We start from the raw sequence: 13,944 nt of genomic DNA, 5'->3' as shown, positions 1-13,944 counted from the left end.
GTCAACCGATCAGTGACTCCAGCGGGGTCCGCGCGAAGTACACGGCGAAGCCCGCCGCCACGATCCACAACAGCGGGCTCACCTCACGGGCCTTGCCTGCCGCGGTGCGCATCACCACCCACGCGATGAAGCCGACGCCGATGCCGTTGGCGATCGAGTAGCTGAACGGCATGACCGCCACGGTCAGCACGACCGGCAGCGCGACGGAGAATTCCGACAGGTCGATGTGGCGCAGGTGCGAGACCATCATGGCGCCGACGACCACCAGCGCCGCGGCGGCGACTTCCGTCGGGACGATGGATGCCAGCGGCGCGATGAACATCGCGGCCAGAAACAGCACGCCGGTCACGACATTCGCCAGGCCGGTACGCGCGCCCTCCTCGATGCCCGCACCGGATTCGATGAAGACCGTGTTCGACGACGACGACGTCGCACCACCGACCACTGCGCCGGCACCTTCGACGACGAGTGCGGACCGCAGCCTCGGGAACGTGCCCTTTTCATCGGCCAGCCCGGCCTCCCGCGACAGGCCCGTCATCGTGCCCATCGCATCGAAGAAGTTCGCGAACACCAGCGTGAAGACGAGCATCACGGCGGCGAGCACCCCGATGCGGCTGAAGCTGTTGAGGCTGAACTCGCCGACCAGAGACAGGTCCGGCAGCGAGAACGGCGACCCGGACAGCGACGGAACCGACAGGCTCCATCCGCCGGGTTTGTCGACCGCGGACCCGAGATGCCAGATCGCCTCGATCACGACCGCGATGACGGTGCCGACCACCAGACCGATCAGAATGCCGCCCCGGACTTTTCGGGCCACCAGGATTCCGGTGAGCAGCAGCGTGAACACGAAGACGACCGTCGGGATGGTGCTGATCGACCCGAGCCCGCCCGCGCCGAGGCCGACCGGCGGCGACGGCACACCGGTGGAGGAGATGAAACCCGCATCGACCAACCCGATGAACAGGATGAACAACCCGATGCCGGCGGTGATCGCGAGCTTCAGCTGCATCGGCACCGCGTCGAAGACGAGGCGGCGCAGACCCGTCACGGCGAGGAGCACGATGATCAGGCCGTTGATCACGACCAGGCCCATCGCCTCGGCCCATGTCAGGGACCCGACCACGGTGGTGGCGAGGAAGGAGTTGATACCGAGGCCCGCCGCCAGGGCGAAGGGCAGCCGAGCGACCAGACCGAACAGGATCGTCATGACGCCGGCGGCCAGCGACGTGGTCGCCGACACCTGCGCGAAGTCGAGCGTGGCGCCGCTGACGTCGGCCGAGCCCGACAGGATGATCGGGTTCAGCACGATGATGTAGGCCATCGCGATGAACGTGACCACACCGCCGCGGATCTCGGTGCCCAGCGTCGACTGGCGGGCCGTGATTTCGAAGAAACGGTCCACTGGGTTCACAGAAGACCTAGTACCGGGACGTCGGAGCGGGAGGCGGCGGCGCAATCGGCATGCACAGGCCGGTCTGGGTGTCGAGGAACTTGCCGGGCACGCAGAACGGCGAGCACCCGTAGATCACGCCGGTCTGCCCCGGCGGGCACTGCGCGTTCGAGGTGACGGGAGCCGTGGCAGCGCTCGCGGCCAGTGGTGCCGCACCCGCCGCGACGGCGATCGCCGCCGCGCCGAGATACCGCCGAACGGTTCGGGACCTCAGTTCACGAAACATCTGCTTCCCCTCTCAGCTGGGCATCCCGGTGGCCACCCGAGGTGCGTCCCGTTCCTGCGCCACGTCGAGCACGAACGCGGCCACCCGGGCCCGGTGCTCCTCGGCGCTGCCGAGCAGCGCGGCGTCGGTGTAGGCCCGCTTGTAGTACAGGTGGGCCTGATGCTCCCAGGTGAATCCGATACCACCGTGGACCTGAATGGCGTCGGTCGCAACCCGGACGAACGCCGCCGAGCACGTCGCCTGGGCGATGCTCACGGCCAGCGCAGGATCATCGGATCCGTCGGTGAGCGCCCACACCGCGTGGAACGCCGTCGAACGCGCGTGCTCGAGCGCGACGAGATCGTCGGCCAGCCGGTGCTTGACTGCCTGGAACGACCCGATCGGCCTGCCGAACTGCAGCCGGTTCTTCGCGTAGTCGACCGAGAGATCGAGCAGATGCTGGGCAGCGCCGACCTGTTCGACGGCCAGCAGCGCGCCGCCGACATGCAGTGCATGGGCGATGACGCGGTCGGCTTCCTCGGGGCCGGCGACCAGTTGCGCCGGGGCCCCGGCCATCTCGACGTTGGCCTGCGGCCGCGTCAGGTCCAGGGTGGTCAGCGGGATACGTTGCACCGCAGTGCTGTTCGCGTCTATGGCGTACAGACCGACACCGTCGGGAGAGGTGGCGGCGACGAGCAGGACGTCCGCTGCGCCTGCGTCGACGACGCGCTCGACCGACCCGGACAGTGCCCAGCCCTGTTCGGTAGGGACGGCGTCCACCGATACCGACGAGGGATCGAAGGCGCCCGCATCGTCGCGGACGGCGAACGCCGCGGTGCGCGTGCCCTCGACGAGCGCGCCGAGCAGCTCACCGCGGTACTCGCCGCCACCGGACGCCGCGACCAGCGCCGGGATGGCGAGATACACCGTGCCGAACAGCGGCCCGCAGGCCAGCGCAGCACCGAGTTGCTCGACGGCCACCGCTTGGTCGATCAGTGAGCCGCCTGCGCCGCCGTCGGATTCGGGAACAGCCATCCCCAGCACGCCGAGCTCGGTGCCCAGCCGGGCCCACACCTTGCCATCGAACGGGGGATCGGAGGTCATCCAGCCGCGGACGGCGCTTTCGTCGACGTGGTCGGCGCAGAACTTGCGCACCGCCGCGCGCAGCTGGCCCTGCTCCTCGCTGAACACGAACTCAGTGCCTGCAGAATTAGCAGATCTGTCGGGCTGATCCGCAAGCTCCTCAGCCACGCGGGATCTCCTTCCACGCCATCCCCGCGTCCGCGCGCAGGTCTCCCGGTAGGCCGAGCACCCGCTCGGCGAGGATGTTGCGCATCACCTCGGAGGTGCCGCCCTCGATGGTGTTGGCGCGGCTGCGCAGGAACCGCTGCTGAATCGGGCCTCGCCAGTCGCTTGCGTCGCCCTCGTCCATCCCGTAGCTGTCGTACAGAATTCCCTCGGGTCCGAGCAGATCCATGCAGAACTCGTAGATGTGCTGGTTGAGTTCGGCGCCGACGAGCTTGCCGATCGAGCCTTCCGGACCGGGGCCGCCGACCGTCGCGGCCGCCCGCGACCGTTCCGAGGTCAGCCGTTGCGCTTCGCTACGCAGCCACAGCCCTGCCAGCCGATCCCGCAGGACCGGTGTCTGTAGATCGGGGCGCGACGTCCACAACGCCACCGCATCCGAGATGGTGCCTGCGCCGCGGCGGTTACCGCTGCCGCCGAGGGCGCTGCGCTCGTTCATCAGCGTCGTCATCGCCACCCGCCAGCCGTCGCCGACCGCTCCGAGGCGGAACGTGTCGGGTATCCGGGCATCGGTCATGTAGACCTCGTTGAACTCGGCGTGGCCGGTCAGCTGCCGCAGCGGACGAGTCTGGACGCCATCGCCGTGCATGTCGATGACGAAGTAGGTCAGCCCTTTGTGCTTGGGCATGTTCGGATCGGTACGCGCGAGCAGCAGCCCCCATTTGGCGCGGTGGGCGAGGCTGGTCCACACCTTCTGGCCGTTGACGATCCAGGTGTCCCCGTCGAGCACCGCCGTCGTGGCGAGCCCTGCGAGGTCCGAGCCGGCGCCGGGCTCGGAGAACAGCTGACACCAGATGTCCTCGGTGGTGGCCAGTGGACGGAGCAGACGCTTACGGACCTCATCGGTCTGAGCGTGCTCCCGCACCGTCGGGGCAGCCATCCCGTAGCCCATCGGGTTCAGTCCCAGCGGCACGGGCCCGCCTGCCCCTTGCAGGATGCGGTCGGCCACAGCCTGAAGGCCGCGGGACAGGCCAAGCCCGCCGAAGCCTTCGGGAAAATGGACCCACGACAAGCCTGCATCGAAACAGGCGCCGAGGAATTGCGGTATCGGAACGGACTTCGGGTCGTGCTCGTCGACGACGCGTCGCGCCGCGTCGGCTACCCGGTCGGCATCAGTGCCCATAGCTGCACACTAAATCAGTGCGCAGCGCCGCCGACAACGGCTCAGCGAGCAGTCAGCGCCAAACGCTCGTAGTGCGCCCTGTGGCGACGCTGGAGGAGGTACCGGAGCCACCGAACATCAAGTAACACAGTGATCCTTAAGCAGTCTTGGTGAGCAGGGGGAGCAGCTGGCGGCGCGCGACCATCGCATCGGCGAAATGGTTGAGCGCTTCGGGAACCGAGCCGGTCGCCGGGAAGTCGATCCCGGCGGCACTGAGGGTCTGCTCGACCGCACGGCTGGCGATCATGGACCACTCTTCGCCGGCGGCGGTGCAGAGGTCATCGATGACGAACAGCAGCGAAATGGCTTCCTCGGTAAAGGAATCGATGTCGCTGAGGTCCAGGACGAAGGGCTTCTCCGGAAGGATGAAGCGGTCGATGTAACGTCCGGCGCGCTCGACGTTGCGAACGTCGAGATGACCGGAGATCTTGACGACGGTGGCCAGCTGACGACAGTGCGCCCGAATGTCGGCGCCATCGCAGTGAAACGTCGGATTGCCGTACATCGCAGCCTCCCTCGAACTCGTTGGTTGTGGGCTCATCGGTGAGCGACACAATCATCAAGGTAGTGAGCCAATTTAAGGCCGCCGGCAGTAACGACTAATTGTTCGGTAAGAACCTGGACCGCCCGGCGACAGCAAACTCGCCGGTAACTTAGTCCCGGCGCAGCTGCTGGGCGCCCGTATAACCCACCCACGGGTTGTAGTCGGCGAGCAACTCCTCCTGGGGTGGGCGCTGGTCCGGTGCCACGTGCTGCAGGTTGATCCGGATCCGGTACCAGATCGAGCTGGGCCCCCGCATGCCGTCGACGAGAACATCTGCGGGCGCCAACTTTTCGGACGCCGACGGGTACTTGTCGCGCCACTGGGCCAACGCGGCCAGCGCCTCGTCCTTGGTCTTGGTCCGCGCGATCTCGATGAGCGGCATCACCGACGCTCGGCGTCCGTCGACGGATCTGTTCGCGCCTTTGGGCGCCTTCTCCGCCGGCCCCAGCTCGTCGGCGAGGTCGAGCAGGGACCCCAGACCGCCGGCGGTGTCGTCCATGCCTTCCCAGGGATCTCCGCGATCGGCGAACCGCCGCGGCACGGTGGCGACCGTGAACTCCTCGGGCCTGCATCCGGCGACCTCGTCCCAGAACAGCGGCGTCGACACCCGCGCGTCGGGGGTGGCGCGCACCGAGTACGCCGACGCGACCGTGCGGTCCTTGGCGTTCTGGTTGAAGTCGACGAAGACGCCGTGGCGTTCCTCCTTCCACCACCGCGCCGTCGCGGACTCCGGTGCCCTGCGCTCGACCTCGCGCGCGACGGTCTCGGCCGCCAGCCGCACGAACTTGAACGGCCACTGCCGGTGGATGCGCGCGTAGATGTGGAAGCCGCGCGACCCCGAGGTCTTGGGCCAGGCGACCAGACCGTGCTCCTCGAGCACCTCGCGGGCGACGAAGGCGACGTCGAGAATCTGGCGCCACCCCACTCCGGGCATCGGATCGAGGTCGACGCGGAGTTCGTCGGGGTGGTCGAGGTCGTCGGCGCGGACCGGATGCGGGTTGAGATCGACGCAGCCGAGGTTCACCGCCCAGATCAGCCCGGCGGGGTCGTGCAGCACCGCCTCCTTGGCCGACGTGCCCCGGGCGTACTTCAGTTCGGCCACGTCGACGAAGTCGGGGCGCTTCTCCGGGGCGCGCTTCTGGAAGACGGCCTCTTCGGCGATGCCCTTGACGAAGCGTTTGAGGATCATCGGACGGTCCCGCACCCCGCGCAGCGCGCCGTCGGCGACCGCGGCGTAATAGTGCATGAGATCGAGCTTGGTCAGCCCGAGTTCTCCGAACACCACCTTGTCGGGATTGGTGATGGGCACAACCTGCCCGCCGATCTCGAAATCGTCGTGAGCGGGCATTTCCTCATCGTAGGTTTCCCAGCCGGACTGCGACCGCCGTCACATAAGGTTGGCGCATGTCCAAGCTCAGCGATCTTCCGTTGCAGGCGCTCACCACGGTCCAACAGTCTGTCGGGAAATATCTGGAACGCGGTTCGGCTGAGCTGCACTACGCGCGCAAGATGTTCGAAGCGGGTGCGCTGAAACTGGAGCCGCCGCAGGACATCGCCGCATTCGTCGCCGACATGCGCCGGTGGGGAGAGATCGGGATGATTCCCGCCCTCAACGCGCGCCGCTACCCGAACCGCAACGCCGTCATCGACGACTTCGGCGAGTTCACGTTCAAAGAGCTCGACGACGCGGTCAACGCGGTGGCCAACGGATTGCTCGCCGAGGGGGTTAAGGGTGGCGACGGCGTCGCGCTCCTGGCGCGCAATCACCGCTGGTTCCTCGTGTCGGTGTATGCCACCGCCAAGATCGGCGCTCGCATCATCCTGCTCAACAGCGAGTTCTCCGGACCGCAGATCAAAGAGGTCTCTGAGCGCGAGGGCGCCAAGCTGATCATCTTCGACGACGAGTACACCGCCGCCGTCGCCCAGGCCGACCCCGAACTGGGCAAGCTGCGCGCCCTCGGCGTAAACCCGGACAAAGAAGAAGAATCGGGCAGCACCGACGAAACCCTTGAGGAATTGATTCAGCGCGCGAGCTCGACGCCGCCGCCCAAGGCGACCAAGCATTCGTCGATCATCATTCTGACCAGCGGCACCACCGGGACCCCCAAGGGCGCCAACCGCAGTGCCCCGCCGTCGCTGGCGCCGATCGGCGGCGTGCTGTCCTCGGTGCCGTTCAAATCCGGCGAGGTGACGTCGCTGCCAGCGCCGATGTTCCACGCACTCGGGTTCCTGCACGGCACCATCGCGATGATGCTGGGTTCGACGCTGGTGCTGCGCAGGCGGTTCAAGCCGGCGACGGTGCTGGCCGACATCGAGAAGCACAAGGCGACCGCGATCGTCGTCGTGCCGGTGATGCTGTCGCGCATGCTCGACGAGCTCGACAAGACCTCGCCCAAGCCGAATCTGTCGTCGCTGCGCATCGTGTTCGTCTCCGGTAGCCAGCTCGGCGCCGAGCTGGCCACCAGGGCGCTGAAGGAACTGGGCCCCGTCGTCTACAACCTGTACGGCTCCACCGAGGTGGCTTTCGCGACCATCGCTGGGCCGCAACATCTTTCGATCAACCCCGCCACCGTCGGTCCCGTCGTGAAGGGGATGAAGGTCCGCATCCTCGACGACAACGGCAACGACGTGCCCAAGGGTGAGGTCGGCCGCATCTTCGTCGGCAACTTCTTCCCGTTCGAGGGCTACACCGGCGGTGGCGGCAAGCAGATCATCGACGGCCTGCTGTCCTCGGGTGACGTCGGCTATTTCGACGAGAACGATCTGCTCTACGTCAGCGGCCGCGACGACGAGATGATCGTCTCCGGCGGCGAGAACGTCTTCCCCGCCGAGATCGAGGACCTCGTCAGCGGACATCCCGAGGTCGTCGAGGCCACCGCACTCGGCGTCGAGGACAAGGAGTGGGGTCACCGGCTGCGCTGCTTCGTGGTCAAGGTCGAGGGCGCCACCATCGACGAGGACGCCATCAAGGCCTACGTCCGGGACAATCTCGCCCGCTACAAGGTGCCGCGCGAGGTGATCTTCATCGACGAGTTGCCCCGCAACCCCACGGGCAAGATCCTCAAGCGCGAACTGCGCGAGATGGAGATTCCCGAGTAGCACCGCGTTCTGCACCGCGAGCGCGCGTGTCTGCACGGCGGCGCGCCGCCCAAGGCTGGAATTTCGCGCGCGCTCGTCGCCCGGAATACCGCGGCACCGCCGGTGGTAGTACTTCTGCGTGAACATTGATCTGACCGGAAAGACCGCGCTCGTCACGGGCTCCACCCAGGGGATCGGCCTGGCGATCGCGCAGGGACTCGCGTCCAGCGGGGCGCGGGTGGTCATCAACGGCCGCAGCCGCGACCGCGTCGACGAGGCGGCCGCGAAGATCGACGGCGACGCCGTCGGTGTCGCGGCGGACGTCGCGAGCGACGCCGGTGCCCAGGTGCTGTTCCGGGAGCTGCCGCAGGTCGACATCCTGGTCAACAACCTCGGCGTCTTCGGTGCGGTGCCTGCTCGTGAGATCACCGACGAGCAGTGGCGCACCTACTTCGAGGTCAACGTGCTGGCCGCCGCACGCCTCATCCGGCATTACCTGCCCGCAATGGTGGAACAGCACTGGGGCAGGGTGCTGCAGATCGCCAGCGACTCGGCCATCGTGATCCCCGAGGAGATGATCCACTACGGGGTCTCCAAAACTGCGCTGCTGGCGCTGTCGCGGGGTTTCGCCAAGGACGCGGCGGGCACCGGCGTCACCGTCAACTCCGTGATCGCCGGGCCGACCCACACCGCGGGCGTCGAAGACTTCGTCTACCAGCTGGTCGATCAGTCGCTGCCGTGGGAGAAGGCGCAGCGCGAGTTCATGCGGCTGCACCGGCCGCAATCGCTGATCCAGCGGCTGATCGAGCCCGAGGAGATCGCCAACATGGTCACCTACCTCGCCTCTCCGCTGGCCTCGGCGACAACGGGCGGTGCGTTGCGCGTCGACGGCGGATATGTCGACGCGATCCTGCCCTGACGCGCTGTTTCAGGAGGACACCGCGATGGCCTCGGCGACGCGACGGCCGCTGACGAGAGCCCCTTGAATCGACGCCGTGTCGCGGTGATCCCCACACACCCAGAGCCCGTCGCCGAGGTCGAGCGACCGCCGGACGCGCAGCGGAGGCGGCTGAACCGGCAGTGCTTCCGGGATCACATGCCGCGTGATCAGGCTCCACCGCGACGAGTCGGCGCCCAGGATGTCACCGGCGTGTGACTGCATGGCCGACGTCGAGGGTGGTTCCGATCCGGGGCCGAGCAGGGCGGACGCTGCGACGAGGTGCCGCCCCGCGGGCGCGTATGAGGGTGCGGCCTTGCTGATGACCGACGTGTTGACCAGTGGCCCTGAGGGTTTGGGCCGGGCATCGACCCACAGCATCGCCGGCCCGGGGAGGGGAGCGTCGGCCGCCCACCAGTCGGTGACCACGCCCTTCATGTGCGGAGCGGGAACGCCGGCAAGGGATTCCGCCGTGCGTGGATCGGTGGCCACCACGACGTGACGGGTGCGCAGCACGTCGTGTCCGTCGGAGACCTCCCAGCCGCTTCCGTCTCGCCTGAGATGACTTACCGTGCGGCGCAATTCGATTCGGTCGGCGATCGGCGCCGCGATCGCCTGGGGTAGCGCCTGCATACCGTCGGCGGGCAAGCCCGGCACGCCCAGCGCGAACATCCGGACCAGCAGCAGGATGAACGCGTTCGACGTCATCCCCCTGTCATCGAGGACGACTCCGGCGATGAACTGGTCCAGAACCCGGCGCGACAATCCGTGCACCCGTGCGCGTTCCAGGGCAGCGTACAGCGAATCGTCGTGCGTCGGCGCGGTCAATCCGCGAGCGCGCAGAGCCGGCGCCGCCCACCGCGCCAGCGCCCAGAGCTCCCGAACACCGAGTCCCGCCGACGACACCATCCGGGGCAGCCGGCCCGGCGAGCGGAGCGGATGAGCCCAGACCCGCGTCCGCTCCTTGTCTCGCAGCACCACCCCCGCCTCGAAGGGCTGCATCGTCAACGACGAGACGTCAACGGCCCGCGACAGTTCCGGGTACGCCGGGTTCAGCACCTGGAAGCCGTGATCACAGCGGTAGCCGTCCACGACATCGGTGCGGATTCGACCGCCGATCGCGTCCGCAGCTTCCCACACGGTCACGGCCAACCCGCGCTCCTGGAGAACCGATGCGCAACGCAGTCCGGCGATACCGGCACCGATGACGACGACGTCGCAGTCTGCGCCCGGGTACCGTTGCTCAGCCGCCATGGTGTGGTCGTACCCGGCACGCGCCGCGCCCCTGATGGCCGGAGCGGGGACGTCACAGATCGGTAAGCGGCGCGCTCCGGCCTCAGCGCACGCCGTCGACCATGAAGGCCGAGCCGGGAATCGCCAGTGCGACCAGCATCAGCAGCAGCAGGAACCATGCGATGCCCTGCCACGCGACCCAACCACCACCTGCCTTCCACACGCGGTAGGCACGCACCAGCGCACCCGCACCACCGAGGAACAGGAACAGCGGCACCAGCGAGGCGGCGTACACCGAATCGCGGGCGCCGAACGCATAGAACGCGAACGCGAGTCCCGCCAGCGCGACGACGGCCACGCCGTAGAGTGCGGCCGCCCGGAATGCGCCCGGCTTGTCCAGCCTCTTCTCGACGAAATCACGGTCGTTGGTCATCGACAGACGGGTTCCCCCGATTCCGCAATGCATACCTCGCTGCGGGGCCCCGTTCACTATCTACGCGCCCGCGCAGATACGTCCGCTCAAAACCGTTGTCATGCTGGCATTCTGCGAGGCCGATCGGTGAAATTCCCATTGCCGGCACCGCCTGTTTGATTCGTCGTAGAGTCGTCCGCGTGATCGGCGGCGTGCAGCGGCGGCGGGGCCACGACCGGACAGTCGTGCTCCGTCCACCGTCGCTGCACTAGGCCCCGGTCGATCAGTTGATGTTGAGGCGAAGTTCACTGGGCGTGCACGTCCGTAACTGGTGGCGCCAGGCCGATCATTTCGACTGGTTCCACGAGTACATGCAGTCACGGCGGCTGCTGCACGCCTCGCGCGCAGTCATCGTCGTCATCACCCTGTCGCTGGTGACGGTGGCGGTCGCGCTGAACCTGAGCCAATCCGACGCCCGGAGCGGTCTCGCGGCGGCACTCGGATGGACAGCGGTCGCCAACGGGATCGGCTGCGCGATGTTGTGGCTGGTCTCCTGGCCTTCGCGACCAGAGTCGGTGGCGTTCGTGGTGGTCCTCGACGTGAGCATCGCCATCGTCTGCCTCGTCCAGCCCAATCAGATGGTCGGACTGGTGGGCGTCACCGCGTTCGCGGTGACCGGCGGCTACATCGCGTGCTGTCATACGTCCCGCCTGATGCTCTACCACATCGCGACGGTGGTCCTCGTCGGCGCGTTCCTCGCATACGGCTACGTGACGGCCGGAGGCGACGCCTTCCTCACGCTGGCCGTCTTCGCCCTCGGGCAGGTCGTCAACACCCTGGTGCCCTTCTGGCTGCAGTTCGTCGTGCACACGCTCGGCGGAGACGTGGTGGACTCGGACCGCGATCCACTCACCGGCCTGCTCAACCGGCGAGCACTGTTCCAGCGCCTCAGCGTCGCACTGCTGTCGAAACGCTCGGGCGAGGAGTACCTCAGCGTGTCGATGATCGATCTGGACCGCTTCAAGAACCTCAACGACACGAGCGGGCACGACGTCGGCGACAGAGCCCTGGTCGCGGTCGGCGCCATCCTGCGGACGATGTCGCCGGACCGAACCCTCGTCGGCCGGATCGGCGGCGAAGAGTTCCTCATCGCGGAGTTCCTCGACAGCGACGATCCGGGACCGATCCCGCAGGACGTCTGCGACGCCATCGACCGGATGCCCTATCGGGTCACGGCCAGTGTCGGCGCCGCCGTCGGACGCATCGCCGACATCTCTCCGCGCGAGTTCGACGACTTCGTGTTCGCCCTCTACCGCAACGCCGACAGGGCGATGTACGAAGCGAAGCGCAACGGCGGCAACCAGATTCGACATCTGGTTGTCACCGACTGGCGTTAGGGGTCGCGGGGCAGTCCCAGCAGGCGCTCGGCGATGATGTTCAGCTGCACCTCGGAGGTGCCGCCGTAAATCGTGGTGGACCGGCTGGCCAGCAGGTAGTCCGCCCAGCGGCCGGTGTCCTCCCCGGGATCGCCGACCACGGCGTCGGTCCCGAACGAGGCCACCGCGAACTCGGCATAGCCCTGGCCGGTCTTCATCGACAGCAGCTTCGAGATCGCCGCGGCGGGCATCGGGTCGCCACCGGCCAGCGTCAGCAGTGTCGAGCGCATGTTGAGGACCTTCGCCGCATGTCCCTCGGCGATCAGGATGCCGGCGTGATTCTGCGCGATCTGGTCGAAGTGCCCCTTGCCGACGAACTCGACGAACCCGTTCAGGCTGGGCAGGAACGGCGGCTCGCTGCTGCCGATCGAAACCCGCTCGTTGGTCAGGGTGTTGCGGCTGACCTCCCAGCCGCGGTCGACCTCGCCGAGCACCAACTCGTCGGGGACGAACACGTCGTCGATGAACACGGTGTTGAACATCGCGTTGCCGGTCAGCTCACGCAGCGGCTTGACCTCGACGCCCTCGCTCTTCATGTCGAGCAGGAAGTAGGTGATGCCGTTGTGTTTCGGAGCGGACGTGTCCGTGCGCGCGAGCAGGGCACCCCACTGCGAGTACTGCGCACCCGTCGTCCAGATCTTCTGCCCGGTGATCCGCCAGCCGCCCTCGACCTTCGTGGCCTTGGTGGTCAGGCTCGCCAGGTCAGAACCTGCGCCCGGCTCGGAGAACAGCTGGCACCAGATCATCTCGCCGCGGAAGGTGGGCGGCAGGAAACGTTCCTTCTGCTCGTCGGTGCCGAACGCGACGATGGACGGGATGATCCACGCGGCGATACCCATGGCTGGTCGCTTCACCCGGCCGGTCGAGAACTCCTGCGCGATGATGATCTGCTCGATCGGGTTCGACGCCCGCCCCCACGGCACCGGCAGGTGCGGCTGGACCCAGCCACCCTCGGCGATCGCGGCGTTGCGCTCCTCCCGCGAGATCTCCTTCAGCGCAGCGACTTCGGCGCGGATCTCGTCACGCAGCTTCTCGGTTTCCGGGTCGAGGTCGATGTTGAGCTCTCGCATCCCCGTCGAGGTGGCGATGTCGACGACACGCTGCGGGTAGTCCGATGCGCGCCCGAAGCATGCCGCGAGCACCAGGGCGCGGCGGTAGTAGACGTTGGTGTCGTGTTCCCACGTGAAGCCGATACCGCCATGGACCTGGATGCAGTCCTGGGTGCAGTGCTGTGCGGCGGCGGGGGCCAGCGTGGCGGCCACCGCGGCGGCGAATTCGTAGGCGTTGTCCGGGTTGTCGCGGGCCTCGTCGATCGCCCGCGCGGCATCCCACACGGCGGCGGTGGCGCGCTCCGTCTCGGCGATCATGTTGGCGCACTTGTGCTTGATGGCCTGGAACTGGCCGATCGGACGGCCGAACTGTTCGCGGATCTTGGCGTAGGCGGCCGCAGTGTCGGTGGCCCAGCGCGCAACGCCGATCGCCTCGGCCGACAGCAGCGTCGACATCAGGGCGCGCGCATGCCCTCGGCTGAGGTTGCCGAGTACGCGCTCCCGCACCGCTTCGGGGCCGACCTCGACGGCGTTTGCGCGTACGTGGGCGACCGGCCGCAGCGGGTCTACGCTCTGCACGGGTTCAATCTCCAGGTCGGCGGCGTCGAGAACCACCCACTCCTCACCCGATTCGATCGAGACCGGTAGGACGAGCAGCGAGGCTTGCGCGGCCGCGGGCACGGCGCGGGCTTCACCCCGGATGACCAGGCTGTCACCCTGCCGTGTCGCCGTCAGGCCCGAGTCGAGGGCATACGCGGCGATGACCTCACCCGACGCCAGATCGTTGAGGACGGCAGCCTGCGGATCGTTCGCGGCGATCAGAGCGCTGGCGATGGCGGAGGGGACGAACGGGCCCGGCACCGCCCCGTAGCCGAACTCGGCGACGACGATGGCGAGCTCGAGGATGCCGAACCCCTGCCCGCCGACCGACTCCGCCAGATGAACACCCTGCAGACCCTGCTCGGAAGCCGACTTCCAGTACGGCGGAGGGTTCGGGATCGGCGTCTCGAGGGCTTCGTGAAGCACCTCCGACGGCGCGACCCGCTCCACGAACGCGCGCACGGAGTCGGCGAGGTCGTTGTGCTCTTCAAGGATCGCGATCGGCATGGCTACACCCTTCACCTCGTCGTGAC

Annotated in this window: 12 protein-coding genes; 3 read left to right on the top strand and 9 right to left on the bottom strand. The window is 67.7% G+C overall.

Annotated elements, in window-relative coordinates:
* Position 1: 1 nt before the first annotated feature.
* The 6 genes from ACAG24_RS11960 to ACAG24_RS11935 all read right to left on the bottom strand — a co-directional run bounded on the left by ACAG24_RS11960 (position 2) and on the right by ACAG24_RS11935 (position 6,014).
* On the bottom strand, positions 2-1,411 hold the full coding sequence (locus tag ACAG24_RS11960; protein ID WP_370473280.1) for an NCS2 family permease: 1,410 nt from the start codon (positions 1,409-1,411) through the stop codon (positions 2-4).
* 7 nt (positions 1,412-1,418) lie between these two features.
* Positions 1,419-1,676 (bottom strand): hypothetical protein, encoded by a 258-nt coding sequence (locus ACAG24_RS11955; protein ID WP_370473279.1) that lies wholly within the window; start codon positions 1,674-1,676, stop codon positions 1,419-1,421.
* A gap of 12 nt (positions 1,677-1,688) precedes the next feature.
* Positions 1,689-2,906: an acyl-CoA dehydrogenase family protein gene (locus ACAG24_RS11950; RefSeq protein ID WP_370473278.1), complete on the bottom strand. Its 1,218-nt coding sequence runs from the start codon at positions 2,904-2,906 to the stop codon at positions 1,689-1,691.
* Positions 2,899-4,083, bottom strand: coding sequence for an acyl-CoA dehydrogenase family protein (locus ACAG24_RS11945; protein ID WP_370473277.1), 1,185 nt, complete (start codon positions 4,081-4,083; stop codon positions 2,899-2,901). The genes ACAG24_RS11950 and ACAG24_RS11945 overlap by 8 nt, the downstream gene beginning before the upstream one ends.
* A gap of 136 nt (positions 4,084-4,219) precedes the next feature.
* Positions 4,220-4,627: an STAS domain-containing protein gene (locus ACAG24_RS11940; protein ID WP_370473276.1), complete on the bottom strand. Its 408-nt coding sequence runs from the start codon at positions 4,625-4,627 to the stop codon at positions 4,220-4,222.
* Positions 4,628-4,775: 148 nt separating this feature from the next.
* Entirely contained in the window at positions 4,776-6,014 is a 1,239-nt protein-coding gene (locus tag ACAG24_RS11935) for a DNA polymerase domain-containing protein (RefSeq protein WP_370473275.1), read from the bottom strand.
* 56 nt (positions 6,015-6,070) lie between these two features.
* Here ACAG24_RS11935 and fadD2 point away from each other — a divergent pair, with 56 nt between their 5' ends.
* Both fadD2 and ACAG24_RS11925 read left to right on the top strand, forming a co-directional pair.
* Positions 6,071-7,765 (top strand): long-chain-fatty-acid--CoA ligase FadD2, encoded by a 1,695-nt coding sequence (fadD2, locus tag ACAG24_RS11930; protein WP_370473274.1) that lies wholly within the window; start codon positions 6,071-6,073, stop codon positions 7,763-7,765.
* A 118-nt stretch (positions 7,766-7,883) separates the two neighbouring features.
* Positions 7,884-8,663 carry an SDR family NAD(P)-dependent oxidoreductase gene (locus ACAG24_RS11925; protein WP_370473273.1) on the top strand — a complete coding sequence of 260 codons (780 nt, stop codon included), beginning with the start codon at positions 7,884-7,886 and terminating at the stop codon, positions 8,661-8,663.
* A 9-nt stretch (positions 8,664-8,672) separates the two neighbouring features.
* Here ACAG24_RS11925 and ACAG24_RS11920 read toward each other — a convergent pair whose 3' ends face one another.
* Positions 8,673-9,935, bottom strand: a complete 1,263-nt coding sequence (locus tag ACAG24_RS11920) for a flavin monoamine oxidase family protein (RefSeq protein WP_370473272.1) — start codon at positions 9,933-9,935, stop codon at positions 8,673-8,675.
* 82 nt (positions 9,936-10,017) lie between these two features.
* Entirely contained in the window at positions 10,018-10,347 is a 330-nt protein-coding gene (locus ACAG24_RS11915) for a hypothetical protein (protein WP_370473271.1), read from the bottom strand.
* A gap of 269 nt (positions 10,348-10,616) precedes the next feature.
* Between ACAG24_RS11915 and ACAG24_RS11910 the strand changes: the two genes are divergently transcribed.
* Positions 10,617-11,723 (top strand): GGDEF domain-containing protein, encoded by a 1,107-nt coding sequence (locus ACAG24_RS11910; protein WP_370473270.1) that lies wholly within the window; start codon positions 10,617-10,619, stop codon positions 11,721-11,723.
* Here ACAG24_RS11910 and ACAG24_RS11905 read toward each other — a convergent pair.
* The gene (locus tag ACAG24_RS11905; protein WP_370473269.1) at positions 11,720-13,918 is read right to left on the bottom strand and encodes an acyl-CoA dehydrogenase family protein; all 2,199 of its coding nucleotides are present in this window, start codon (positions 13,916-13,918) and stop codon (positions 11,720-11,722) included. The genes ACAG24_RS11910 and ACAG24_RS11905 overlap by 4 nt on opposite strands.
* Positions 13,919-13,944 lie beyond the last annotated feature (26 nt).

Origin of the sequence: Mycobacterium bulgaricum, assembly GCF_041287165.2 — a bacterium.
Taxonomy (GTDB): Bacteria; Actinomycetota; Actinomycetes; order Mycobacteriales; family Mycobacteriaceae; genus Mycobacterium; species Mycobacterium bulgaricum.
Note: the sequence above shows the minus strand (reverse complement) of the source record. Positions and strands in the feature narration are given on the sequence as shown.

What these genes read in the sequence shown, in the direction of transcription:
- ACAG24_RS11955 (WP_370473279.1), bottom strand. Translation starts at nt 1,676, where the DNA reads ATGTTTCGTGAACTGAGGTCCCGAACCGTTCGGCGGTATCTCGGCGCG.
- ACAG24_RS11945 (WP_370473277.1), bottom strand. Translation starts at nt 4,083, where the DNA reads ATGGGCACTGATGCCGACCGGGTAGCCGACGCGGCGCGACGCGTCGTC.
- ACAG24_RS11940 (WP_370473276.1), bottom strand. Translation starts at nt 4,627, where the DNA reads ATGTACGGCAATCCGACGTTTCACTGCGATGGCGCCGACATTCGGGCG.
- ACAG24_RS11935 (WP_370473275.1), bottom strand. Translation starts at nt 6,014, where the DNA reads ATGCCCGCTCACGACGATTTCGAGATCGGCGGGCAGGTTGTGCCCATC.
- fadD2 (WP_370473274.1), top strand. Translation starts at nt 6,071, where the DNA reads ATGTCCAAGCTCAGCGATCTTCCGTTGCAGGCGCTCACCACGGTCCAA.
- ACAG24_RS11920 (WP_370473272.1), bottom strand. Translation starts at nt 9,935, where the DNA reads ATGGCGGCTGAGCAACGGTACCCGGGCGCAGACTGCGACGTCGTCGTC.
- ACAG24_RS11915 (WP_370473271.1), bottom strand. Translation starts at nt 10,347, where the DNA reads ATGACCAACGACCGTGATTTCGTCGAGAAGAGGCTGGACAAGCCGGGC.
- ACAG24_RS11910 (WP_370473270.1), top strand. Translation starts at nt 10,617, where the DNA reads ATGTTGAGGCGAAGTTCACTGGGCGTGCACGTCCGTAACTGGTGGCGC.
- ACAG24_RS11905 (WP_370473269.1), bottom strand. Translation starts at nt 13,918, where the DNA reads ATGCCGATCGCGATCCTTGAAGAGCACAACGACCTCGCCGACTCCGTG.